The sequence below is a fragment of the Sulfurisphaera javensis genome (genome assembly GCF_041154675.1).
GTDB lineage: Archaea > Thermoproteota > Thermoprotei_A > Sulfolobales > Sulfolobaceae > Sulfurisphaera > Sulfurisphaera javensis.
The window spans coordinates 821,356-845,843 of record NZ_AP031322.1; the positions used below are offsets into that span (position 1 = coordinate 821,356).

The following is a 24,488-nucleotide window of genomic DNA, read 5'->3' on the forward strand; positions in this document are numbered from 1 at the left end:
AATAGGTCATAAAAAATTTTTAGTTAAACTCTAAAATTTTCAGTTATCTGAAATGACTTTAAATAGAGATTTATCCGAATGAGTAAATATGAAAGGATATTATCTTTATCCAGATATAAGAGAAAACTACATAGCTTTTACGTCAGACGACGATATATGGTTATATGACGGAGAAAATGCAAAGCGATTAACTTCTGGCTTAGGAGTAGCAATTAGACCAAAAATAAGTCCAGACAAAAGAAAAATTGCATTCACAGTTTTATGGTTACAAAACGGTAAAAGTGGAGGAGACGTTTTCATTAGTGACGGTAATGAAGCAAGAAGAGTAACTTATTTTAATTCACCTAACTCTAGAGTTGCATTTTGGTTATCTTCTGAAGAAATAATAGTAATAAGCGATTATCATCATCCTTTTTCAACTATAGCTTACAAAGTTAACATAAACACTGGTGAAGCTAAAAGGCTTAACTACGGTTTAGTTTCAAACATTTTCATAAAGGACAATATAGTTGTTTTAGCTAGGGGTTATCAAGATTTACCATTTTGGAAAGGATATAAAGGAGGTACTAAAGGCGAACTTTGGATTTCCTATGATGGGGGTAAAAAATTCGAAAAATTCGTTTCACTTGATGGAATTGTTAGTTGGCCTATGATAATAGATGACAGAGTGTATTTCCTCTCTGATCACGAGGGCATAGCAAATTTGTACTCAGTTAACCTTAAAGGAGAAGACTTAACTAAACATACAAATTTTTCTACATATTGTAGGAATGCGAGCTCTGACGGAAAAAGAATAGTATTTCAAAACATGGGTGATATATATCTTTTTAATCCTTCTACCAATGAGACAAGAAAATTAGATATTGAAATTATTACTGACAGAAAGAAGAGACAACCAAAATTCGTTAACGTGCTTGATTACCTAACAGAAGTAGATTTGAATGAAAATTATGTTAGCCTAGTCTCAAGAGGTAAAATCTTCGTAATGAAACCATGGGAAGGACCAGCTATTCAGCTAGGAGAAAAGCAAGGAGTTAAGTATTATGCTCATCAGTTATTACCAGATGGAAGTGTAATAGCATCAGATGATGAGGATAATCTTTTACTTCTAACTCTTTCTGGAAAAAAGATTCTCAAACAGAATTTAGGAAGAATAGAAAGAATTAAAGTTTCACCAGATGGTAAAAAAGTTCTTATCAGTAATAATAGGTTAGAACTTTGGCTTTACGACATAGAGAAAGACATAGTTAAGCTAATTGACAAAAGCGACTATGGAAGAATAACTGATTTTGATTGGCATCCTAATAGTGAATGGTTTGCCTACTCGTTCCCAGAAGGTCCATCAACAAGTTCAATAAAGATTGGAAATATTAACGGTAATATAGTTAGAATAACAAGTCCTTATGGTTATGATTTTTCGCCATCTTTTGACCCTGATGGAAGACATTTATATTTCTTATCTGCAAGGCATTTAGAACCATCGAGCGATAAAAGGATTTTCAACATGTCATTTCAAAAAGTCGTTAAACCTTATCTCGTTGTACTTTCTAACACTTATTCTCCATTTAATCCTCCATTTGGAAAAGTTGAGGATAAAAAGGGTGTGGAGATTCAAGGAATTCAAGACAGAGTAGTTCCTTTTCCCGTAGATGAGGACAATTACGTCAAAATTGAAGGGAGTAAAAACAATAAGGTCTTTCTCTTCTCTTATCCAATAAAGGGAGCATTATCATTTATGCAAGATCAGACTGGCAGACTTGAGGTATTTGATTTAGAAACAAAGACAAAAGAACTTTATTTAGATAATGTTAGAGATTTCATTGTTTATCAGTCTAAAATTCTTGTTGCTTTGAAGGACTCTTTAAGGATATTCGATGTTTCCTCTAAGCCTGATTTGTCAGCATCTGGTATAAAAGGAGGAGTTGTTGACATTTCAAGAGTAAAAGTTTACGTAGAACCAGAAAAGGAATGGAGGCAAATGCTCAATGAAACTTGGAAACTAATGAAACAGAATTATTGGAATGAGAAAGAATTAAAAGGATGGGATGAAGTTCTTAAAAAGTATGAACCATTATTAGACAGAGTTTCTACGAGGTATGAATTAGGCGATATAATCCTTGAAATGCAAGGTGAAACAAGAACTTCTCATTCATACCATACACCTTATACTTATGAAACTCAAGAACCTTTACCAATTAAAGGTTTAGGAGCAGAATTTGAGTACGATGAAAGTAACAATTGTTTCAGAGTAGTTAAAATATATTCCGGCGATCCAGTTAATGAAAACGAAAAAAGTCCACTAAGAGATCCGGGTATTCAATTAGATATTGGTGATTGTATAATTTCAATTGACAGAGAACCTATAACGTTTAGGCAAATTAATTACTATCTAATAAATAAGGATCAAGTCACTCTTGAAGTTTTAACAAAAGGAGGAGAAAAGAAGATTGTATACGTTAAATTGATGGATGATGAAAAGTTCTTGATTTATAGAAGCTGGGTAGAAGAAAACAGAAGACACGTTCATGAAAAGACTAACGGAAGAGTTGGCTACGTTCACATCCCAGATATGCAATATCAAGGATTTAGTGAGTTCTTTAGATTATTTGTTTCTGAGTTCGATAAAGAAGGATTGATTGTTGATGCTAGATTTAATAGGGGTGGTTTTATTTCTGGATTAATATTACAAAGACTTTTGTTAAGGAGGGCTGGTTATGTTATTCCTAGAAATGGAAAACCAGTTCCAGAACCTTATTTATCTTCTCCTAATGTAATGGTTGAAGTTGTAAATGAATATGCTGGTTCTGATGGTGATATATTTACTTATCTATTTAAGAAATTCAAATTAGGCTTAGTAATTGGTAAAAGAACTTGGGGAGGAGTAATTGGGATCTCTCCTAGACAAAGGTTAGTTGACAAAACTACTGTAACGCAGCCAGAATTTGCTGTTCATTTTGATGATATTGGTTTAGGCATAGAAAATAGGGGAGTTGACCCAGATATTGAAGTTGAGATACCCCCCGGAGTTGAAGGAGATCCACAGCTTGATAAGGCTATTGAAATTATTATGAAAGAATTGAATAAGTAATTCTTTTTTAAATGTCTAACTAGAGATAATTTAAGTAACAAAATAACATTTTTACGGATATGGGGCAATAGTGGAATTAGCTAAAGAGATAGCTAAAGGAGCAGAAGAGGAAGGAGCAGAAGTAAGAATAAAAAGAGTTAGAGAAACTCTACCTCAAGAATTACAATCAAGAATTCCATTAGACAAAGTCGAAGACATACCAGAAGTTACTCTTGAAGATATGAAATGGGCTGACGGTTTTGCTATTGGCTCACCAACAAGATATGGCAATATTGCAGGAGCACTTAAGACTTTTCTTGACACTACAGCAGTTTTATGGAAAGATAACCTGTTGTATGGTAAACCCGTAACTTTCTTCACAGAAGCATCAACAATACATGGAGGTCATGAGACAACAATATTGACAATGAGTACTTATGCTTATCATTTCGGAATGGTAATAGTTCCAGTAGGATATGGAATTCCAGAACTTTTCCAAACTACTACTGGTGGTGGTCCATATGGAGCAACACACTTAGGTTCGAAAGAGGAACTTGATGAAATGGAAAGAAAAATAGCCAGATTTCAAGGAAAGAGAATAGCGGAGGTAGCTAAAAAGCTAAAGAGTTAACATAATAAACTAACATTCTATTTTGAATCTGTTTTTCTGTAACTGAAAATGTAATTCTACTATGAAAAATTTTATAAGAAGTAATTTCATGCGAGAAATTTCTAGTCATGTAAAGATTAATTGATAAGAATATAAAGATATCTTTAACTATGTCTCTAAATTTATTTATCTTAATCTTTTTCTTCCTTCTAGTAAGAATATAAATTGACGAAAGAAGTTGATATAATAAATATTTTATTAAGAGAGAAGTGCAGAATTCATATACTTTTTTCCTTATAAGAGCGTTAGACTATTACAGCACTAACGCTTTATCTAATAATTTCCTCTCCTTAATTTTCTTCAGTGAATGGCATATGAATAAAGCTATCTTCAGTAAGTTCATGACGACGAATTAACTCATAACTTCAGCGTTTTTGAAAGCTTTTGGAATAGCGGAATCAGTAGTTATTATCTTTGCTTTCTCCCTTTCAGCTAAAGCAATTAAATATGCATCAACAATAGAAAGAAAATCATAAGTTAATTTTATCTCGCCAGCTCTTATACTAAGGTCTTCGTCTATATTAACAAATTTTATTGGAGATTTTCTTATTAATGATATTGCAGTCATTGAGGACTCTTTACCTATTAATCTTCCTAAAACATAATAGAGTTCTGTTAAATTAAGAAATAAACTAATTCCTTCTTTTTCCCCAGTAAATATTTCTTGTAATATTTTACGATACCTCTCATCCTTTTTGAGAAAATAATTTATGTATATTCCAGTATCAATAATTACCTTTTCTTTCTTTTTCAACCTCTCTTCTCCTCTCCTCTTCTAAGATATTTAATGCTTCTTTTACATCAGCTTTACCTTCAAAAATGCCCCAAGCATCAATTAGGCTCAATTCTTTCTTTAAGATTATTGTATCATCTTTAATTTCTATTTTCAAAACGCTTCCCTCTTTAATATTTAGTTTTTTTCTTACTTCTGATGGCAAAACTATAATCCCCTTTTTGTGTACTTTTACTTCCATAAATTATTTTTGTTTAACAATGATAAAAGTTTAACTCAATTAAAGTTTAGCTTAAAACACTTTGAACACGAATCTGAAATTTATCCCGTAAGTTGCATTATTGAGGTATATTTACATGCGTAGCCATCTTCCTTTTTTCTTGTTTTTATTGTAATATTTGGTTATGTAAATTGATCTCCATTGTTGTTTTGCTCCATATGTTTCTGCTAGTTCTAGGGCTTGTTTTTGGCTGTAAATGTTTATTTTTACTGAGGTGTTTGTTATACAAGTTTTTAGCTTAACCTTTCTTTCCGTGAAATAAGGTTTTATTTGTGATTTCCTTATATAATAAGTTAGCAAGATCTTTAGATGATAACGGTATTATTTTAAATCTTACTTACCTTAAATTCTGCATTTCCTAACTCCATCAAATTTACTACTGGAGCTCCTTATGGAGCAACGCATTTGGGTTTAAAAGAGGAACTTGATGAGATGGAAAGAAAAATAGCTAGATTTCAAGGTAAAAGAATAGCGGAAGTAACTAAAAAGCTAAAATCACAAAACTAATAAAATTGACATTAAAAAAGCATTTTCAGTAAAATATATTTATTTTATTGATTATTTAATTATTCTTCTTTTTTAATTATATAATCAAAAAAGTTTCATTTAATAGAAACTCAGAAATCTAAAAATTTTATATAATATAAGTGTTATTTCCAAGTTCTTCAATGTAAACTGTTTGTAAAGATGAAGAGGCTGATTGTGGCCAATACCACAGTATTGCATTTACTGTTAAAGGAGGATTTGAAATAGAATAAGCGAAATCCCAGTATATTGCTGAGTACAAGTTTTTCTGTGAATTACTAATAATCCAATATATGTTCTCAGTGTTATTATAATAAAATCCGTTTAAGTACACATTATTAGATATGTTGTAAAATTCTTGTGCGTGTACTCCTTGTTGATTTTGTAGTGATACAAAGTATGCTTGTGAAATACCAACAGCAAAATATGCAGATCCAAAAGATACAGAAATATTGTAACCGTTTAATTCTGATGGGGAACTAAATTTTTGAGATGCAATCATCTTCCCTTGTGAATATACTGAAATATTGAAATTTTGAGAAAGTCCTAATTGAGATCCAGTTGTTATATTTACAAAGTACATTTGCCCATTATTTAGTTGAGTCAGCTTTTGAATAGTATTACTCACGTTAGCATATAAGTAACCGTCATCTTCATATAATATTATGGTCACATCTTTGTTGTTACTGCTTGTTGTGTAGTACTTCAAATTAAGGATTGTAGCATAAGTTTGATTATTAAATACCTCAAACCATAACCCAAAAGAATCACCAGTCTGAGTAGTTACATAATGAGGAGCTTGAGCACCTTGTAATTGTTTACTACTCTGAATATAGTTTCCAGTCTTACTTACTATATAAACACCTACACCTAGAGTAGTAGGAGAGATATAAGTAAAATCTAACCTATACCATTTTCCCTCATAATTGTACAAGATCCAAATTACTATGACGTTATTAGGTTTAATTATTGATGAAATTATGTAAGTTGAGTTTGAACTCACGTTATAAGCTTCTAATCCATTTACATTGCCCAATAACTGGAAATTTTGAGGAATATAAATATTTCCGGAGAGGGAAAATGATTTAACTGGTTTATATCCATTAAGTGTAGAATAAAATACTCCAGATTTTGATGGAGAAGGCAAAGTATAAAATAGGCTTGACAAGGGTTTTTCTGCAGTATTAAATATAACTATAGTAACAGTTTTAGTTGGTGAACTTATCCATATTAAAAAACTCACATTAAAATAATTATAAGAGGGAGCAATTCCTTTAAAAGCTAGTGTTGAAGTTTCTATCTGTATGCTTTTACTTAAGCCAATAAGATAAGATTGAGACATTACAGATGCGTTAACGTTATTGAAGTAAAACGAATAAAGAACAAAAACTCCAAGCATTGCTATTAATGTTGTAATAGTAAGAATAAGTGCAATAATTGCAGTAGAGACTCCTTTCATATAGTTTTTGTCTTCAACATTCTATTTAAAGTTTACGAGAATATTGTCACTTACAAAGGGAAAAATTTACAATCTTTCTAATATATAAACGTTTAATATCAGAAGTAATTGGCATTTACAAAGAATTTAAAGCTTAAATCGTTACATTCAAAGTATAATCATGAGAAAGAAATTTATAATAGAAAAACATATATAGTAATTTGAAGGAGGGAAAATCAATGCCTTCAGAAGTAGTTAGTGAGATGATGCTTATAGTCTTAGTAATTATTGTAGGAACAGTTATTCTTGGTTTTAGCTTTGCCTATCTCCTTCCTCAGATAGCCTTTTCAAATGCACAAAATCAAGCGTCTAATTTAGCTTCCTCTTCTTCAGTTTCTGTAGGACCATTATTATTATCTTCTTCTGGAAATAGTGGTAGCTTAGTTGTTGAGCTTTTTAATCCAGCTTATAATGGAACTCTTTATGTTTATGCATTTGTTACTCCTTCTTATGAGGAATCCTCAGCTGGTATAATAACACCTACATCACCCTCTTCATTTTCTGTTTATTTTCCCAATGGAAGTACCGCACCTAGTTACAGTGTATCAACTATTTATGAAACTAACGGAAAAATTTTGTATGGTTCTGGTTTAACTGTCTATAAAGTTACATTTAATACTCCGATTACTATAGTTGTAAATAATGTGAACAAAAACGATATAGTAATTATATGGTTCATAGTAAATGAAGGGGGTTATTATTTTAGAATAGGTTATACTTATACGGGGGTGCCCACAACATGAAAGGACTTTCTATACCTGTAGCTTTACTCATAATGTTAATCTTATTCCTAGCAATATTAATTCCAGCATTTATCATATTTAACCAGTTAAATGCATATTCTGCACAAGGGAATATTCAAGGAAGTATTTATCAAAATCAACAAGAATATCAGAATGAACAAGTCTTCAAAGGTGATCCGAATATTTATTATAATGCATCCCCATCTCAACCAAGCCTTGTTTTTACTTATAATTCAATCCCTACGCCGTTTAATCTCTCAAAAATATACTACTTTGATGGTACACAATGGGTTCCAGTACAAACTGAAAGTATAACAATAGATGGTTATATTAAATATCCTTTACCTACTCAAGTTGCAGGATATCCAATAATAATTGTAACCTCTCTAGGTAACGTTTATTTCCTTAATCCGAATACTTCTGTGGTTACAGTTACTATAAGTCAAGGGCAAGGAAAAATACCAATATATATATCAGCTTATGTTAAAAATGGATCTAAGTTAATCCCTGTTTCCATCTTAGTAACTTTACAATCCTCATCTGGTGGTCAAATAATATCTGGTTTAACTCCACAAATTTTTACCGTTACACCCGGCTCATATTTACTTGATGACGTGAACGGATCCATAATTTACTTATCTAGCTATGGATTGACTGCAAAATTCCTAAATTGGAGTTTAATAGGATATGGATCTCTAACTTATCCAGATAAATTAGATACTCAATTTGACGTATATGGTCCATTAGTAATCACAGCAGTATATAATGCATCATTAGAGAAATTTAAAGTAACAATAATGCCTAATAATTTGCCTTTGGGCGAAAATATTACGTCTCAATATAATGGCGAGACATTGGTTCTTTCTGCAGTAAACAAGACAATTCCAGTCACAATAGACAATAAAGTTTATTACATTAATTCTTCTGGGCTAACGTTGACATTGACTTATGGTTACCACATTATTGAATTTCCCTCATATTATAACATTACTTTTAATTACACTTTGAAACAAGGTTCTGCTAATAGTAATAAAATTCTGTTTAACGTTTCTTACGGCCAAATTAATTGTTACGAGTTTACGGGATTAAGTTCTAGCACCTCTAAAATTTCAGTAATAAGTGGTAATACAATATTTGTTAATGGAAGCGGTACAGTATATGGTAATTATCAACAATATCAGACCTATTATCTAGTGATCGTGAAAAATGATTTCATATTACCTCCGGGTTGTACCTTAGATTCTAATACTTCTCCAGTCCTTGGTGATATAGCTGGTGAACAATTACAAATAAATGGTGTATATACTTGGGGGCCAATTAAGAACTTTGTTCCACAAGAGTTTTATGTAAAGGCTGGAACTACGTATGAAGTAACTTATGACTATTTACATCCAGCACCTTACGGTAAATACGTAGTAAGTGGAACTTGTTATGTTTCATTACTTTCATATCCTTGGTTTATTACAATTTATAGTTCAACTTATTATTATGGTCAAACATATTATCTTGAGGGGAATACTCAACCAGGGATAAGTTTCACAGCTAATTCTCCTCTTATAATTATAAATGGTGAGGAATGGTTATATGGAGGTACTCAATCTCCTAATCAATGGGGTGGAGGTTTTTGAAGAAAATTTATAAGAAAGGTTTAACTAATGTTGTTGCATTAATAATAGTCTTATTCATCTTGCTAGCTCTTTTAGTACCATTTATATTCTACTTTATGTCATCTCTTAGCTATAAGCAAGTGTCTTCAGCAGTTTTTAATAATTACGTCTATCTTAAGAATTTACAAATTAGACAAGTTACTAATGGACATCCTTCAATATATTATAATGGTAGCATTATCATTTTAGCTTATAGTAACGGAAGCTTTACTCCTCCAGCAAACTTAACTATAACTGAAATACTTTATTTAACCTCTAACAATGTATGGGAAGAGGTTCCTCTTCAATATCCACTAACTATCTATACTGGAAAGTCCTTGCAATTACCAAGTTATGTGTTAGGAAAGCCAATAATAATAGTAACATCATTAGGGAATATATTCTTCTTAACGCCGGGATCATCAATTGGTCCGTTTTCATTAGCTGGCAAAGCTGGAGTAGAGATTATTACGCAAATATCAAATTCTTCCTTTACGATAGGTACATCTGCAAACATAACGACTAACATTTATGGCAAATGGGAGAATTTCACAACGCCAATAGCTTTTCCAAATGAGAGTGGTACATTCGAAGTAAAAGTACCAGAATATGTGTTCTATGAGAATTCTAAAGGACAAATAATTACTGGGGTATTTCATAATTGGGCTATTTTAGGTCAAGCATCTCTTAATAGCACTAGTTCACTAGGCATTAGGGTAACTTTAGAGGATGCTCCGGCTGTTCTAATAGCTAATTATACTCCATTATTAGCTAAAGCCACGTTATGTATAGAGACTAACTATCCACAGTCTACAACTATTTCGATCGATGGTAGAACGTACACTATAACAAATGGTGAAAAAATACAGATTCCAGCTGGTTTTGCTAACGTTACAGTATTTACTCTTCAAGGAACAATACAAGTAAGTAGTGAGGTTAAACAACATTATGTTTATGATTATATGCAATATCAAAGTACTATTTCTCATGCAACTTCTATGATAATATTTATACCACCAGATACGACTCAGACGTTAAAAGTAGAGTATGACAATAATTATAACTGTTATCTTGTTACCTTAGAAGCACAAAATAATGATGGTTATCCTGTCTCTATTGGAAATAATCTATATAATTACGGTCAATCATATTGGTTTATAGGAGGTAACTATTCTTTCGTTCCTATTGGGTTCTTTTGTACTTATGCTAACCCGCCATATACGTACGGCGCTGTTACAGTATACTTCAACTATAGTAACGGTACAACATTTACATATAACTTCCCTAACATACCGGGATATGTTATAATAAATCAGCCGATGACAATATGTGTGATTTACGGGGTGGAGTTGTATTGGCAACCATTAACATAAAGGGACAATCAACGCTAATTGCTTTTCTGTTAGCTCTTTTATTAATAGCGTTAATTCTAATTCCGACATATTACCTTCTATTAAGTTATTCTAAACCATCAGTGAAGGTGAGTAATTTCGCATTAATTGCTAAAAACCAAATTAATGGTGGAAGTGTCAGTATTTTCTATTATGATGCTCCAGGGAAAGATAAGGGTAATATTACATTACTCCTCTTCAGTGGCAATGGCAACTTCACATTGACATCTGTTTACACCATATATAATGGATCAATTATTAATATAACAAAAGAAGTTGAAGCAATAATAATAAAACCAACTGGTAATGTCCCTATAGGGACATTACCACAACCTTTAATATATAATTTTACTACCGAATCTACTATATCTACTACTATTAATAATAGAAATGTGCTAATTTCAGTATGGCAATCAATATTAATCTTGCAAATTGAAGCATATAATCAAACAATTTTTGTTACTCTGTATCCTAATGAAACCGCCTTAAGTTAACTTTTTTATTTAGTGAGACTTAACGCAAATGGCAAGTTACTCTTCATTTTTGTGAAATATTCAAAAGATTGTACATTAGCTTTTAGCTTAATATTTCAATTATTTGGTTGGTAAGTATGGGCAGTCTTTAGACTAATATTCATGAAAAAGTTACTAGTATAAACTAATAACATACGAGGTCTTTGTGGAAACAGTAATGAAGATATACTTTAAACTACAGTTTTACACATGCTACTAACTCAAATACCGTATTATATGATATCTCATTTAGTCTTGTGAGCTAGAAAACGATAGTAATAAATTAGTGGGTTTGTCCGATAATTTTATTATTAAAATAAAATTAAAATAAAAAGTTTAAAAAGTTTTCTTCATAGAACTTAGAAGAAGAAAAATTATAATTATAAAATAGAAAAATCAAGCTATAATAGTTCATCTTACTCCTATTTATTTAATAAATTTTGTAAAAACAAAATTATTGGACACGCTCATAGTGTCATCATGAAGTTATAAATGATTTCTATATCTTTCCAATACATAATTATTGTTTAGCAACATATACATCTTGTCTCTTCATAGAGATTAGTAATGCCTTGAATTTATACCTTTGTGACGATGCTATGGTCGTACTCAAATCAGCTAAGCTAAATCTTATCAAGAGAATATGACAGTTGTGCGTTTCTTTCCTATATTATTTTATCGTTTCAAGTAAGATATTTTTCTTTCTAATAAGAAGAGACAAATAAAATAGAGCATGATAAACATAGAAAACTAACAAAGTTAAGTTAAAATGGCTCTCTTTCTTTTTCTAATTCTCTTTAACAGAGTTTAAAATAATACTAATTGGACTATTCTTTCATATTTATTTAAACTAGAATTGAAACTTGCACTTATGAAAGCCGTAAAAGTAGTAAAAATAGAAAGAAAAATGGGTAGATGTAACTACTCCCCATCTTGGGGGCAGTAAAATGCAAAAAGTCAAGTTATCTAAATTCAATGTTTTTCTTTACGATTATGGAATTATTTTTAATACATTAACAGGTTATGCAATAAAAGTTGATAAGGGGACTATGGAAAAAATTCAAAAAGGTGAAATACCGGAAGATTTAAAGGAAATTATTGAAGAAGGTTTTGCTGATCAAGATTTCGATCCAGATAGACTTATTGCAAATAAGAAGTATCTTGAACCTACTTTAGTATTAACATATGATTGTAATTTTGATTGCGTTTATTGTTTTCAAAAGGCATTTAGAAATAAAAGCAGGGTAAGTGAAACTGTAGTTAAAGGATTTGTTAATTATATTTTGAGGAAAAGAAAACCGACTAGAGTGACTTACTTTGGAGGTGAACCATTACTCGAGTTAAGAAGGATTGAAGAAATCTCTAATATTCTAAGAAAAGAGATAGATTATTCATTTAGCGTTGTAACAAATGGTTCTTTATTAACTCCTTATGTTCTTGATAAGCTAAATTCAGTGGGTTTAACACATGTTCAAATAACTTTAGATGGTCCTAGAGAAATTCATGATAAAAGAAGGTATTTTGTGAATGGTAAAGGCTCTTTTGATATTATATTGAAAAATCTAAAGTATGCACAAGATCATACTAAGGTTGTTCTAAGAATAAATATTGATGTAAAGAATATGGAAGAAATTGAAAGACTATTGAAGACTCTTAAGGATGAGGGAATAACAAATGTTAGATTAGATCCTCATTTAGTTCATGAGAATGTGTTTAGGCATGAGTATTGGCATAATACTTTATCTAAAGATAGTGAGGGTGAAATATTAGTTAAATTCTGGGAAATTGCTAAAGATTATGGATTTGAGATTCCACAAGAGGTATTCAGATTAGGAATATGTGTTGCTCACATAGATGAAGATATTGTTGTAGATCCCTTTGGAAATATTTATCCATGTTGGGCATTTACTGGTAATCCTCTTTATATAAAAGGAAAATTAAAAGAAGATGGGAGTATAGAATGGGTAAGAAAGGAATTATTAGGAGAAAGAGCTAAATATGTGTGGAAAGGTAAGTGTGATAATTGTCCATTTTTGCCAATGTGTGTTGGTGGTTGTAGATTCTTTGCAGTTCTTGATAAAGGAAAATTTGATGAAATAGATTGTCAAAAGAGGAATTATGAGGAAATTGTAAAGTTAATAAAATATTTTATATAAAGAAATTTTCCTTAAATTATGTTTTTTAAGATTTTACTTAGCAAGGTAAACAATTGTTGCTTATTTTTCTTTTTATAATTTAATTGCTTAAAGAGAATACGGTTTTTAACTTTAATTGTTGTACACACTTAAGGAGTAAGGCTTATATATGAAATTGTGAGAATAAAAAATGACAAAACAGGACTGTCCGGGGAAACGGACAGGATGATCGGATAAACCGGACTGTCCGGGGAAACGGACAGGATGATGGGGGTTGTAAAATTTTAAAAAGTTATCACTATATCTATTTTCTGTGTTAGTTAGTGTTGATGAGTCTGGAAATCAGTCTACAAAGGATCCTTACCCTTTTGTAATAGGAATTGTAATCATTAGGGACGAGGAGAGGTATAAAAAGGACTATCATAATTTCTTTGGTGATAGAATTTTCAAGTATTCGGAAGATAAGCCGAAAATAAGTAACGTAGAGGGAAACGTTAAAGGAGAATTCATTTCCTTTCTATCTGCACGTATATTCTCTATAGCGATAATCGTGGAAAAATTTGAAGATATAAAAAGTTTAGCAGTTGATATTTATGGCAAGCTTGTAGCTTTTCATTTGAGGAAAATTGATTTGAAAGGGAAAGTGAAGGTATTGTATGATAGAAATCCTCTTTTAAAGAAAGACGAGAAACTATATATTCAAAATAACTTTCATTATTGGTTAAAATACATAAAAGGTATATGGATCAGTGTTAGCTTTGAGGGTAAAGATAAAGATATAACGATCTTTCCTGCTGATTATGTAGCTGGACTAACTAGAGATTACGAATTATGCATGGAAAGAGAGATTAAAAATGAAAAATATTGCGGACTTATTAGGGAATGGATAGACTTACTCTCTCCTTGTATATATTTTTACACAACTAGTGAAATAAGAGAGATTGTTAGAGAGCTGAATTAACTACGTAATTTGTTCGAATCTTCATGTAATATTCTGGTTACGTTAGTTTATCTGATGCATTTCTTAGTTCAACTAAATGTGATTAGGAATTTCTATCTAATTGCACATCAATATTCATATTTAATCATATGTGATGATCCAAATGAGAATTATATGAAGATATTGAGAATCTTACAATTAAATATTAAATTTGAATTCTTAATCACATTTTGTTTGAATTATGAAATGTCATAAATTTATTTTATCGCTATTCTTAAAGCTTCAATAACATACGTTAAAACAGTATTTCAAAGGTTCTCACATAATAAATAATTTCTAGTCAACCTACTCCACCGTTTTGGCAAAAAAGATAAAAATCATAAGTGACGTATATAAAAATAGTTTAAATACAAGTTAAATGAGAAAAAATTAAATTATTTGACTTATAGGAATTGCTATTACATATCCCCATATTGAATCATCAATTAGAGTATTACCCACAATTACGGGCTGATCTTTTCCAAGATCAGTTCCAGTATAATAATTTGCTACTATCTGTCCATTTTCAGCGTTTAATACTGTTATGTTAACGAAGTTAGGGACAATAATGTAACCATCATAATATACTGGTTGATCAGCTAATGAGGCCTTAGGTAATTTAGGTGATACCCATATTAACTTGCCAGTAGTTAAGTTAAATGCAGCTACTGTTCTGTTAATATGTGAAGGTACATAAATTACTCCATTGTATACTAAGGGACTAAATCCATTATTATCATCTCCAGGGTGACCATAACCTGTAATGTTCTCGATATAGATTATATTCCCGTCAGTTACATTTACAACCATTAATACTTGTCTAACATAGATTTGATTTAAGTAAACTCCTTTATATATTGGATATCCCATGAAACTATCGACTAAATATTCTCCATATATTGCTGGAACTGCATCACCTACTGATGAACCGTATGCGAAGGGAACTTTTAATAACCAAGCTAATGAACCATTATTTGCATATAAAGCAACTATTGCTGACATATTTACTGGATAACCCGGAGAGAATGCTGCAATAACTAATGCGTAGTTCTTACCTTGATATAAATCTAAACTTGCCATATTTGCACTTCCATCATAAGAATAATTCCAAACTTTTTGTCCAGTTGTTGCATTTAATGCATAAATGTTTCCATCTCCGTCATCAAAGATAACTAAACCATTATAAATTACTGGAGTCGGCATTGCTTCAGATTTAGTTAAGTATAGCCATAATGGGACTCCATCAGTAGCGTTTATAGCCAATAAACCATTTAATCCAGTATATAAACCTCTATGTCCTCCACCATAGGCATTTAATTTCCCTTGAGTATATGTAAATGTAGCCCCTCCTAATCCAACGTAAACTATTCCATTATATACAACTGGCTCAACCATGATTACAGCTGCAGGTGTTGTTAATTCCCATATTAGTTTACCGGTTTGAGAATTTATCGCATAAAGTTGACCCATGTCCGAAGCAACGTACACTACTCCATTAGCATATGAAGGACCTACTGCATCTCCAGCTGCTTGTTCATAACCTGCACCATATTCTGAGCCTAATTCTTTCATATCATTTTCCCATGCAGTAATATTACCAAATTGAAATGCATTTTGTTGTTGAAAAATCCAATTAGCATTTAATGATCCAGAAAATACTGGGTTTCTATTTGGAGAATTTGCGTACATTAACCAATTTGAAGGACCAGTAATCAAAACGGATAAGTTTCCGGGGTAATAATATGTAGTAAATCCAAAACCATGTAGATAAGTAGTAAACACTTCTTCAGAAGGAGTAGAAGAAAAAGAGGATGTAGAACTTGGGACCCCCATAGACATGTTTAATACTTTCCAGAACTGGTTAATTGCTTGCATTAGTTGTGGATTGCTTTGTGTAATGAGCTCTTCCATTACTTGTTCTGGTGTTAGTTTAGCAATTGCTGATGGTGAATACGACGGACCAATTAAGATCCACGTTCCATTAGGCCCAGTTACTATCATCATTGTTACTGGATGTGGTGGCACCTTATATTGGCCTATTAAAGGAACATTATACATCACTGCTATATTATAAACCCATTGTGGAGCATATTCCTTTAATTCTTGTAATCCGGCATATAATGCAATAGTTGGGCTTAAAGAGTAGTTTAGTGGTTTTGGTGTTGGCAAGACTGTTTCGTTTAGATATTCGTTATAAAGATATATGTAATCAAATATGACTGGAGAGTTCTTTGGTATTGACACTCCTTCAAATAATAATCCAGGGACATTGGGTGGTGTTCTAAACGGATCAGATGTATGGTAAACATAGGTAAAGTTTATTCCGTAATGCGATAATACATAGTATATTAACCATGAGTCCATTGCTGCTACATGGCATCCAATCCAACCAGAAAGGAATACTTCAGTTTTGTTTGGCGGTGCAAAGTCCATATTTGTTACTTTAGTCCATACTCCAACCTTAACATCAGATAGTGGCACCCATCTTGAATTATTTGCTGGTTGTTGACTATTAGAAGGAGAATATGTTAAATACGTTGTTGATGTAGCTATACTGATAGCTATTATTACTAGAAGGGGTATGAGAAATTTTTTCATTCGGGGTCATCATTTATGCTGATTTTTAGACTATAAATTCTTTTCAAATGAAAACTTATGAAAAACTTTTTTTACTTAAAATTTTAATATCAGTATATAGAGAATTAATTTAATTGTTTTTAATAATAAATTTTAATTAGTGAAATCCAAAGTATTATTTATCTTTCAAAAATTCGGAAGATCAAAGTTTAGCAAATTTAAATTTTACTTGCGAAGTTAGTTAAAACTTAGATGAATTTAAAATAGCTAGGTTTGTTTTTAAAACCATATCCATAATTTAAATTTTTAAGAGGAGTATCAAAAGTCATTTGTATGGAACTAAATAGCGATGAAAAATTGAAAAAAGTTCTTTCTAAGTGGGAGTTAACTTATCTTTCATTAGGTGGAATAATAGGTTCTGGTTGGTTATTTGCTCCTTTAGGAGCAGCTGCTTATGCTGGAGTTTATTCAATTTTTTCTTGGATAATTAGTGGATTTATGATGATTATAATAGCACTAACCTATGCTGAAATAGCTTCTATGCTACCAAGATCTGGCGGGATCATTAGATATCCTCATTATACTCACGGTAAAATAGTAGGATTTTTTATGTTCTGGGAATATTTAATTTCAGCAGTATCAACAGTATCAGTTGAAGCTGTAGGAGCTGTAACATATCTTTCTCATTTCCTACCTTCTTTGTACTCTAATGGACAGTTAAGCCTTAAAGGCATCTTACTAACCTATTTACTGATTATAATTTTCTTTTTTGCAAATTACTATGGAGTTAAGATTTTAGGAAGAATTTCTCATGGAATGGGTTGGTGGAAGCTAATAATTCCTACAATAACTACAATAATTTTATTCTTTTTTATAAATTCAACAAACTTTACCTTACCAAGTAATTTTGAAGGTATGTTTTATGCAATCCCTGCATCTGGTATTGTCTTTTCTTATTTAGGTTTTAGACAAGCCATAGAATATGGAGGAGAAGGAAAAAATCCACAGAAAGATATTCCTTTTGCTTTATTATCTTCCCTTTCAATAGCAATGGTATTATTTACGTTATTGCAGATTGGTTTTATTGGTGCTTTAAATATTTCTTCTGCAAACTGGAAGAGTTTGCTAAGTTCTCCAATAAGTAATTCACCTATATTTTCAGTACTACAGATACATTCAATTGCAAGTATAGAGTTACCTTTAGATTTTTGGTTAACTATATTAATATTTGATAGTATTGTATCTCCGATAGGTACAGGTATTATATATACTGGCACATCTGCTAGGACTATTTATGCTTCTGCAACTAATGGATATTTACCTAAATTATTTGCAAAAGTTAATGAAAAAGGAATTCCAGAGATTTCTTTATATGTCTCAATAATCTCTGCAGGGCTATTCTTATTGCCCTTGCCTTCTTGGTTTGCTATAGTTAACATATCTTCTACGGCAACAGTTACAACATATATAATGGGAGGAATTGAGTTAGAGTCTTTTAGAAAGTTATATCCGCATATAAAGAGGCCATTTTCTTTACCTTATTGGAGAATGATATCACCACTATCAACAATATTTGCAAGTTTACTGGTTTATTGGTCTGGATTTAGCACTTTGTTTTACATTATTGTTATAGGTCTTTTAGGTCTTTCATTCTATTTATTACTATCTTCGGAAAAGAAGATTATTAATTTAATCTCCATTATAAATATTACAGTCATCTCGATACTATTCTATAGATTTACTAATAACTTGAATAATGCTAATAATTTATTTTTCTTTATCTTTCTAGTTATAGTGTCTTTATCTATAATTTCTCAATTGATATTATATAAAGATAAAAGAGAAGTAAGGGCATCATATTGGTTAATAATATTCTTAGTTATGATTATAACACTGTCATATTTTAGCTCATTTGGTTTATATACTGTGATAGAATTTCCATATGATACATTAATTCTCGGAGTCCTAATGTTAATAATCCATTATCTTGCTGTCAATACTTCTATTCCAATCCAAACTTAGAATCATAAAACTTTAAATAACTCACTAATTGAAGTCAAAACGAAGACACTTCCTAGAAACATGTAAATGTAGGAGGCTTTCATTTTGTTTGCTAATTTTGCAAAATAATAACCAGATATTAACGCTGTTATCCCGATCACTACACCTGCAATTAAGTCAATTCTTCCAGCCGATAAGTAAGCTAAACTCCCACTAGTTGCGGAAAATAACATGGCTAAAGTTGCAGTACCTATCATCCTTTTTATTTCGATATTGAAGAGTAACATCATAACTGCAATAAACATTATCCCTCCGCTTGCACCTAAAGTTCCAGTAACAATTCCTATAATCATTGCTAAAAATATTGCAATAATGAATTTTAATTTTCCAATTTCAACTCTTTTGATGTTCAGTTTTGGATTTCTTGATCTTCTAAAAGATACATAAGCCATGTATGAAGTGAAGAGTACAAAGGCTCCTTCTAATCCTTTTTCTGGCACAGCAAATGCTATTCTAGATCCGATCTGAGCTCCAATAATAGCTCCTAAACCTAACAATAAGGAAATTTTATAATCAACATTACCATGTTTAAAATAAACAAAAATAACTGATATTGTAGTAATTACATCAACTAAAAGACTTGATCCTATTGAATCATAATAAGATAAACCTAAATAAGAAAGGGCTGGGACTACAATAAGTACTCCACTAGATCCAGTTATTCCAGTTAAAATACCTACTGCAATACCTATAAGGATAAGGATGTAAATGGGGATCATAAGAATACCAGAGAAAAAAGAGTTTAAAGACTTTCTAATATAGCTTGAGCAATTATTTTCTCTTCTTCGTTTATCTTATCTTGCGTCAGTGAGTCTCCAGTTAACCCATTTCTGTATATTAAATGTACTGATAAGGCCTTAAAGTTAAGCAAATTACCTAAGAAGTATAATCCTGCGCCTTCTAATTCTATTGCTATATGATTTCTTGCTGACACTTTTTCTAAGAATTCTTTACTGTGAGTCATTAATGCATCACTAGTATATACTATTCCAACTCTGACACTTAGATTCTTTTTCTTTAAGTTTTCTACCACTTTATTGAGTAATTCATAGTCTGGTGTTAATGCGTAACTAAAGTATTCACCTAAATATTGGTAAAATGTGCCACCTATGTTATAGGAATAACCAATAGGTACTACTACTTCTCCTGCTTTTACATCTTTTAATCCTGTTGCTGATCCAAATCTTACAATTTTCCTTACTCCTAAATTATATAGATCATGAGTAACTAAAGTTAATGAAGGAATTCCTATTCCGTGAAATACTACGCTTACTTTTTCTCCTTTATATGTTCCTACATAGGTAGTATAGCCTGCAAATTCACTAACTAATTTAGGATTCTCTAAAAGTTGAACTACTGTTTTCATTCTTTGTATATTTCCAACAATTATTGCCTTATCTCCAAGTTCCCCTTCTTTTGCTGTTATTAGAGCCATTGCATTCATTGTAAGGTACTGAATAATTTATATTTCTAACTGTTCAGTTTTAACGGGGCTAAACTTATATTTTAATATTGAAAAGCAGTTTTAAAATAGTTTCAAAAGTTTAAAATCACTTTCGCTAGAAAGCCCTAAATTGTTGAAAAAATAAACTGAGATTAATAAAAATATTTGATTGTAACTAATATTTTATATATATAGAAATTAACATAAAAACTTTATAAGCGAAATAAACATTAATTTTAAATAAAAGCTTCTTTTAGCTATACCATATGAGAATAACCGCTGAATGGTTTCCGACAATTTTAGGAACAATGGTTTTATCTTTAGTCTCATGGATAAATTCTATTCTTTGGAACAACAATATTTTTCTTAATATAGGAAAAGTAATATATTTTATTGGATTAATCTTGTTTTTCTCCTTCTTATTTTTCTGGGGTTATGGATATCTTAAATCTCCAAAGTTAATAAAGGAGGACTTCAATAACATAACAAGAGTAGCTTTTTCAGCATTTATTGGAGTTTTACTTTACATTTTTGGATTCTTTACTACCGTATATGTGAATGCTTCACCATTAACAATTAATTTCTTGTATTATATTTTCTTATTTGCTTATTTTTTAGTTCTTACTGTAAATATTATTATTGGTTATAAACTCTATACTCAGAATATTGAGCAAAGGGAAGTAAGTTATGCATTATTAGTACCTTCAATAGGAATTTCCGCCAATGTAATTCTCTCAGCACCTATATTACCACCTTATTATCCTTATATTAGTAAAGAGGAGACAGAGATAGCTTATTTTTTAATGTTAATAGCCGTAGGAATAACATTCTTTCAATTTTTATTTATAGGCACTGCAGCATTTTTATCTCATATATACATAAAAGCTTATCAAACTAGCCCTGCAGTTATGATTCCCTTAGGTGCAGCTAGTATCCTTTCAATAAATATCTTAACCTTTCCTTCATATAACGATCTAGGATTATTTTATTTCCCTCAAAAATATGCAATAACTTTAGCTATAATACTTTGGGGCTTTGAGATATGGAATTTTATAGTAGCATTATTAATTGCAATAAAAAATATAAAAAAGAAAATGCCTTTAACTGTTTGGGCGTACGTATTTCCTCTAGGTATTATGACGTTTGACAACTTCATGATTTATCAAATAACAAGTTTATCAGTATTTTTCATTAGCATAGAAATATTTAGCATAATTGCAATAGCTTTTTACATTTATGCATTATACAATACAATATTATTTTTAAAAGAGAAAAAAAGCTTATTCTAGATCTGAAATTTCATCCGATATATCTTCATTGTCATCACTTTTTGTACTTCTCTTTTCATAGTTTTTTCTAGCTTCTTCTTCTAACGCTATATATTCCTTTGAAGTTTCGTTTAATGCATAACCAAGTCTATGATATAATAATGCTGCTTCTGCTTGAGAAAGTTGAAATCCTATCCTATTATTCCCATCATCTATTACTAAAAGGAACTTTGCTTCCTCTGGGAATCCTCTTTCATTCATTTTTGCCTCATCAATAAGCAACTCTAAAACTTTTGGTTTATTATTGTTTTGCTGAAATCTAGGAATCCTTAATATCCTTTTCATATTATTTCTATTCTCTGTTAAAGTATAAAAATTATTTTGCTTCTTCTATAGGGTAAGATAATAAATTAAATTAATTGTTAAAAATAATTAAAGATATACAAGAAAATGACCTCGATGACAAAATCACTTTTCCACATAAAGTCTCTTAAGCGGATAATTGATTTGTTATTAGGTTGTAACTCCTTTTTATTCTCGTCAGTTAGGTTTTAGTTTCTCTAGTTCTGAGTATCCTTATGGCTTCAAATACTTTTTAGCACTTTCTCTAAGCTCAATTATAAAGAGTGAAGATTAATAGTTACAAAACTGTATTAATAGTATTATGAAATAAAAATTCTTGAAGTTTTTATCATTAAAGGAAGAGTAATTTAGTAATTTTAAAGTCTTTAAAAAGAACTAGATTAAAATTTAAGGTATTTATGTAAAGATAGAAACAGTAAATTTTATATCAATAAAGAGTAGAAAGTCATAGAAATAATTTATACCTTCATGATTATACTATAACATTATAATAGCTTTCTTTATTTAGAGAATTTTATTTCTTTTCCTTAACTTTAATAATAGTTGTTATTACATTATATTATATGAAAGTTTATGAAATTCCTTTAAGGTTTGTAAAGTCTTTCTTGATAGAAAATGACCAAGGTTTAATACTTGTAGATTCTGGTACTCCAGGGAGTGGAAATAAGATAATTTCAACATTAAACTCTCTTGGTAAAAGTTTAACTCAAATAAAATATGTTATTTTTACGCATTCTCATGTCGATCATATAGGTGGTGCTTATGAGATTAAAAAGGTTTTAACTGATGCGAAGTTTGGCATCGATAATAACGGAATTGACTATCTGAAATACGGAAAAATAAGAGTGCCAGTTCTTCATTCTTCTCTTTTAAAGATTCTATTTTCATTAGGTAAACCTTTCTTTTTTAGGAAATTTAATGGAGTTAACGTAGATTTTATTCTTAATGAAGGCGAACTAATTAAGGGTGTTGAAATCATAAAAACACCTGGTCATACAGATGACTCAATTTCAATTTATCTCCCAGAAATTAACTCAATAATAGTAGGAGATACTTTGCAGGGTACTAAAAATGGATTAAAATATCCAAATATTTACGAGAATTTTGAAGAGCTAAAGAAGAGTATAGAAAAAATAAAATCATTTAACCCTTCAATGATTTACGTTTCTCATGGAATAAGCTCTTTAAAATTCCTAGATTAAATGTTTTTAAAGACTAATTGTATAATCATGCAATATCTATGAAGAGACCAAAAGATAAGACTTATATTAAAAGTGATGAAATATGAAAATAATTTAACTTTTTATTAATACACTATGTCAAGATTTAATTAAATTTGTATCTCTTCTATGTAATTCCTTAATTCTTAAATATAGGAAAGAGGTTATAATTCTTAAAATTCCTATACTTAACAGCATTAGATTTATTGCCGTTACAATTCCGACGGTTGCAGATATAAAAGAAAATATAATACTACTTATTGAAGAACCGGTTAGGGCAGAAATTCCATTAATTAAATTATATAGAGCTATACTTGATTTCTTCTCTTCTTTTGTCGAATTATCAAATATAAATGCTGTATAAGATATTGATGCTGAATTGGTAAACCCAGATATAATATACGCTAAATAAATGTAGTTTACACTTGGTGATAGAGCATAAGCTAGTGGAAATGTAGCTAAAGCCATTCTTCCGAAAAACATAATTCTAGTTCTAAACTTATCAACTAGCCTACCTATTAAGTGCGATAAAGATAAAGTTGAGACCCCACCTATAACATCAATTATCGCAATTTGTAGCTCATTCATATGGAACTTATAAACTTGGGCTAATGGAAATAAGGGCCACGCTGTTGACCAGACGAATGTAAATAAGAAGGAAATTATGAAAAACTTTTTAATTTCATCATTTAGGCGAATTTTGCTTCCAGGATATTCAACATCAATATCAGACTTAGATATTATATACGAATTAACTATATAAATTATGCCGGAAGTGATAAAGAAATATCTCATTAAGGAAAGAGAATCTTTAACTATAAACCCTGTAATGAATGTTGCTATTAAACCACCAATAGTAGAATAGAAATTAAAAGAAGCCAGAATTCTTCCTCTACTAGTTTCACTTATTTTATCTAAAATTAAAAGCCAACCGAAATTGATTATTCCAATAGCTATATTAACACCTATGTAAAGTAAAACCATAAAAGAATTGTATATTTGTAATAATCCTAAGGTTAGCCATAATATGCCTACAGTAAGTGTACCTAAAATAATAGATTTCTTTGCTTTTATCCAAAGGTTTGTTAAGAGGAATTGGACAATTCCAGGAAATGCTATGCTTGCTGACGTTGTCATTGCTAATAAAACTCCAGAAATTCCATAAGAGGCAGTGAAAAATGAAATAAATGGGTTTACTAAACTCGATGCAAGATTGTTTAATAACGTGTAAGTTCTTAACGGCTTCAATTAGGTCTAATACATTTTTATTATCTTTGTATTTTAAAAATTTACTATCAAGTAATAGTTAGACTTAAGGGAAATCTTCTCAAAAATTGAAATATTTATACTTAGCGATGATAAAATGGTTAGAGTTT

General features: G+C 30.5%; 19 protein-coding genes and 1 pseudogene. 11 read left to right on the forward strand and 9 right to left on the reverse strand.

What is annotated here, in order from left to right; all coding sequences use genetic code 11:
* Positions 1-88 precede the first annotated feature (88 nt).
* Both ACAM25_RS04405 and wrbA read left to right on the forward strand, forming a co-directional pair.
* On the forward strand, positions 89-3,088 hold the full coding sequence (locus ACAM25_RS04405; RefSeq protein ID WP_369611126.1) for a S41 family peptidase: 3,000 nt from the start codon (positions 89-91) through the stop codon (positions 3,086-3,088).
* A gap of 49 nt (positions 3,089-3,137) precedes the next feature.
* Positions 3,138-3,698: pseudogene (gene wrbA / locus ACAM25_RS04410) on the forward strand (NAD(P)H:quinone oxidoreductase); the annotation flags it as partial.
* 391 nt (positions 3,699-4,089) lie between these two features.
* Here wrbA and ACAM25_RS04415 read toward each other — a convergent pair.
* From ACAM25_RS04415 to ACAM25_RS04430, 4 genes are all read right to left on the reverse strand, one after another.
* Positions 4,090-4,491 (reverse strand): PIN domain-containing protein, encoded by a 402-nt coding sequence (locus ACAM25_RS04415; RefSeq protein ID WP_369611127.1) that lies wholly within the window; start codon positions 4,489-4,491, stop codon positions 4,090-4,092.
* Positions 4,463-4,711, reverse strand: a complete 249-nt coding sequence (locus ACAM25_RS04420) for an AbrB/MazE/SpoVT family DNA-binding domain-containing protein (protein WP_369611128.1) — start codon at positions 4,709-4,711, stop codon at positions 4,463-4,465. Before ACAM25_RS04420 ends, ACAM25_RS04415 begins: the two co-directional genes overlap by 29 nt.
* Before the next feature lie 111 nt (positions 4,712-4,822).
* Entirely contained in the window at positions 4,823-5,050 is a 228-nt protein-coding gene (locus ACAM25_RS04425; protein WP_369611129.1) for a hypothetical protein, read from the reverse strand.
* 334 nt (positions 5,051-5,384) lie between these two features.
* Positions 5,385-6,734 (reverse strand): hypothetical protein, encoded by a 1,350-nt coding sequence (locus ACAM25_RS04430; RefSeq protein ID WP_369611130.1) that lies wholly within the window; start codon positions 6,732-6,734, stop codon positions 5,385-5,387.
* 218 nt (positions 6,735-6,952) lie between these two features.
* On the opposite strand from ACAM25_RS04430, the gene ACAM25_RS04435 reads away from it, so the two are divergent.
* From ACAM25_RS04435 to ACAM25_RS04460, 6 genes are all read left to right on the forward strand, one after another.
* Positions 6,953-7,516, forward strand: coding sequence for a hypothetical protein (locus ACAM25_RS04435; protein ID WP_369611131.1), 564 nt, complete (start codon positions 6,953-6,955; stop codon positions 7,514-7,516).
* Complete coding sequence (locus tag ACAM25_RS04440; protein WP_369611132.1) at positions 7,513-9,144, forward strand: hypothetical protein; 1,632 nt, start codon at positions 7,513-7,515, stop codon at positions 9,142-9,144. Before ACAM25_RS04435 ends, ACAM25_RS04440 begins: the two co-directional genes overlap by 4 nt.
* A complete protein-coding gene (locus tag ACAM25_RS04445) occupies positions 9,126-10,535 on the forward strand; it encodes a hypothetical protein (protein ID WP_369611133.1) in 1,410 nt (469 codons plus the stop codon). Before ACAM25_RS04440 ends, ACAM25_RS04445 begins: the two co-directional genes overlap by 19 nt.
* On the forward strand, positions 10,517-11,047 hold the full coding sequence (locus ACAM25_RS04450; RefSeq protein WP_369611134.1) for a hypothetical protein: 531 nt from the start codon (positions 10,517-10,519) through the stop codon (positions 11,045-11,047). Before ACAM25_RS04445 ends, ACAM25_RS04450 begins: the two co-directional genes overlap by 19 nt.
* A gap of 965 nt (positions 11,048-12,012) precedes the next feature.
* Positions 12,013-13,221 (forward strand): radical SAM protein, encoded by a 1,209-nt coding sequence (locus tag ACAM25_RS04455; RefSeq protein WP_369611135.1) that lies wholly within the window; start codon positions 12,013-12,015, stop codon positions 13,219-13,221.
* A gap of 292 nt (positions 13,222-13,513) precedes the next feature.
* The gene (locus tag ACAM25_RS04460) at positions 13,514-14,161 is read left to right on the forward strand and encodes a hypothetical protein (protein WP_369611136.1); all 648 of its coding nucleotides are present in this window, start codon (positions 13,514-13,516) and stop codon (positions 14,159-14,161) included.
* Positions 14,162-14,569: 408 nt separating this feature from the next.
* On the opposite strand, the gene ACAM25_RS04465 is transcribed toward ACAM25_RS04460, so the two are convergent.
* The gene (locus tag ACAM25_RS04465; RefSeq protein WP_369611137.1) at positions 14,570-16,777 is read right to left on the reverse strand and encodes a DUF929 family protein; all 2,208 of its coding nucleotides are present in this window, start codon (positions 16,775-16,777) and stop codon (positions 14,570-14,572) included.
* 312 nt (positions 16,778-17,089) lie between these two features.
* Here ACAM25_RS04465 and ACAM25_RS04470 point away from each other — a divergent pair, with 312 nt between their 5' ends.
* A complete protein-coding gene (locus tag ACAM25_RS04470) occupies positions 17,090-18,778 on the forward strand; it encodes an APC family permease (RefSeq protein ID WP_369611138.1) in 1,689 nt (562 codons plus the stop codon).
* Positions 18,779-18,780: 2 nt separating this feature from the next.
* Here the strand turns inward: ACAM25_RS04470 and ACAM25_RS04475 are convergent, their stop codons facing one another.
* On the reverse strand, positions 18,781-19,536 hold the full coding sequence (locus tag ACAM25_RS04475) for a sulfite exporter TauE/SafE family protein (protein ID WP_369611139.1): 756 nt from the start codon (positions 19,534-19,536) through the stop codon (positions 18,781-18,783).
* Between the two features lie 23 nt (positions 19,537-19,559).
* Positions 19,560-20,252, reverse strand: a complete 693-nt coding sequence (locus ACAM25_RS04480) for a purine-nucleoside phosphorylase (RefSeq protein WP_369611140.1) — start codon at positions 20,250-20,252, stop codon at positions 19,560-19,562.
* A gap of 275 nt (positions 20,253-20,527) precedes the next feature.
* Here ACAM25_RS04480 and ACAM25_RS04485 point away from each other — a divergent pair, with 275 nt between their 5' ends.
* Positions 20,528-21,550, forward strand: coding sequence for a hypothetical protein (locus ACAM25_RS04485; RefSeq protein WP_369611141.1), 1,023 nt, complete (start codon positions 20,528-20,530; stop codon positions 21,548-21,550).
* Here the strand turns inward: ACAM25_RS04485 and ACAM25_RS04490 are convergent.
* Positions 21,542-21,874, reverse strand: a complete 333-nt coding sequence (locus ACAM25_RS04490; RefSeq protein WP_369611142.1) for a hypothetical protein — start codon at positions 21,872-21,874, stop codon at positions 21,542-21,544. The genes ACAM25_RS04485 and ACAM25_RS04490 overlap by 9 nt on opposite strands.
* Before the next feature lie 581 nt (positions 21,875-22,455).
* Here ACAM25_RS04490 and ACAM25_RS04495 point away from each other — a divergent pair.
* A complete protein-coding gene (locus ACAM25_RS04495; RefSeq protein WP_369611143.1) occupies positions 22,456-23,094 on the forward strand; it encodes an MBL fold metallo-hydrolase in 639 nt (212 codons plus the stop codon).
* 117 nt (positions 23,095-23,211) lie between these two features.
* On the opposite strand, the gene ACAM25_RS04500 is transcribed toward ACAM25_RS04495, so the two are convergent.
* Positions 23,212-24,360 carry an MFS transporter gene (locus ACAM25_RS04500; protein ID WP_369611144.1) on the reverse strand — a complete coding sequence of 383 codons (1,149 nt, stop codon included), beginning with the start codon at positions 24,358-24,360 and terminating at the stop codon, positions 23,212-23,214.
* Positions 24,361-24,488: the final 128 nt, after the last annotated feature.

Bases quoted from the DNA above. Each gene is read 5' to 3' on its own strand.
- ACAM25_RS04405 (WP_369611126.1), top strand. From the start codon at position 89: ATGAAAGGATATTATCTTTATCCAGATATAAGAGAAAACTACATAGCT.
- ACAM25_RS04420 (WP_369611128.1), bottom strand. From the start codon at position 4,711: ATGGAAGTAAAAGTACACAAAAAGGGGATTATAGTTTTGCCATCAGAA.
- ACAM25_RS04430 (WP_369611130.1), bottom strand. From the start codon at position 6,734: ATGAAAGGAGTCTCTACTGCAATTATTGCACTTATTCTTACTATTACA.
- ACAM25_RS04435 (WP_369611131.1), top strand. From the start codon at position 6,953: ATGCCTTCAGAAGTAGTTAGTGAGATGATGCTTATAGTCTTAGTAATT.
- ACAM25_RS04440 (WP_369611132.1), top strand. From the start codon at position 7,513: ATGAAAGGACTTTCTATACCTGTAGCTTTACTCATAATGTTAATCTTA.
- ACAM25_RS04445 (WP_369611133.1), top strand. From the start codon at position 9,126: ATGGGGTGGAGGTTTTTGAAGAAAATTTATAAGAAAGGTTTAACTAAT.
- ACAM25_RS04455 (WP_369611135.1), top strand. From the start codon at position 12,013: ATGCAAAAAGTCAAGTTATCTAAATTCAATGTTTTTCTTTACGATTAT.
- ACAM25_RS04465 (WP_369611137.1), bottom strand. From the start codon at position 16,777: ATGAAAAAATTTCTCATACCCCTTCTAGTAATAATAGCTATCAGTATA.
- ACAM25_RS04470 (WP_369611138.1), top strand. From the start codon at position 17,090: ATGGAACTAAATAGCGATGAAAAATTGAAAAAAGTTCTTTCTAAGTGG.
- ACAM25_RS04475 (WP_369611139.1), bottom strand. From the start codon at position 19,536: ATGATCCCCATTTACATCCTTATCCTTATAGGTATTGCAGTAGGTATT.
- ACAM25_RS04480 (WP_369611140.1), bottom strand. From the start codon at position 20,252: ATGGCTCTAATAACAGCAAAAGAAGGGGAACTTGGAGATAAGGCAATA.
- ACAM25_RS04485 (WP_369611141.1), top strand. From the start codon at position 20,528: ATGAGAATAACCGCTGAATGGTTTCCGACAATTTTAGGAACAATGGTT.
- ACAM25_RS04490 (WP_369611142.1), bottom strand. From the start codon at position 21,874: ATGAAAAGGATATTAAGGATTCCTAGATTTCAGCAAAACAATAATAAA.
- ACAM25_RS04495 (WP_369611143.1), top strand. From the start codon at position 22,456: ATGAAAGTTTATGAAATTCCTTTAAGGTTTGTAAAGTCTTTCTTGATA.